Here is a 625-nt window from a genome sequence, read left to right on the forward strand (position 1 = left end):
TCTGTCTTCTGTGAATATGCTTCCTATTTGAATTCTTTCACTTGGTTGATTGTATTGCCAGTGACATGAATGTCTAGTTTATTATGTTTTCTTTATATATTTATTATTTTGGGTTTAGTGTTATTGATTTTCAAGTCATGATTTATACAGTTTTGGTTCAATGTGTCAATATGGTGTTTTTTGTGGTGTATCAGACACCGATTATCTGCAAAAAGCATTATTTTACCGTAATCTGAAATTGAATCTTGAGTTATTTTATCCATATGTTTGATAAAGAGTGTTGGTGAGAGGACACATTCTTATCTGACACCTGATGTAATGGAGAACCAGTCGGTCATTCCTTCTGTAGTTCTTACTGTACTCTGGCTATCTTGATATAAGGCCATGATGTTACCTAATAGTTGTCCTTGGACGCCATATTCTTCAAGGATCTTCCATAGTTTGCACCTGTTTACTCTATCAAATGCCTTTTCTTGGTCTATAAATATAAGCTGTTTACTTTGATTGTATTCAATTGTTTGTTCGCAGATCTGTCTTAGTGTAAATATTGCGTCTGTGCAGCTCTTACCCCTCCTAAACCCAAACTGGCTATTGCTTAACTGGGGCTCTAATATATGTCTTGCTC

1 protein-coding gene is annotated in these 625 nt (G+C 35.0%); it reads right to left on the reverse strand.

Features of this window, described 5'->3' with window-relative positions; all coding sequences use genetic code 11:
* Positions 1–299: 299 nt before the first annotated feature.
* The coding region (locus tag AC1VNY_RS42525) for a reverse transcriptase domain-containing protein (RefSeq protein ID WP_482409674.1) at positions 300–625 on the reverse strand (326 nt) is incomplete at its 5' end.

The sequence above is a fragment of the Bradyrhizobium ferriligni genome (assembly GCF_056837965.1).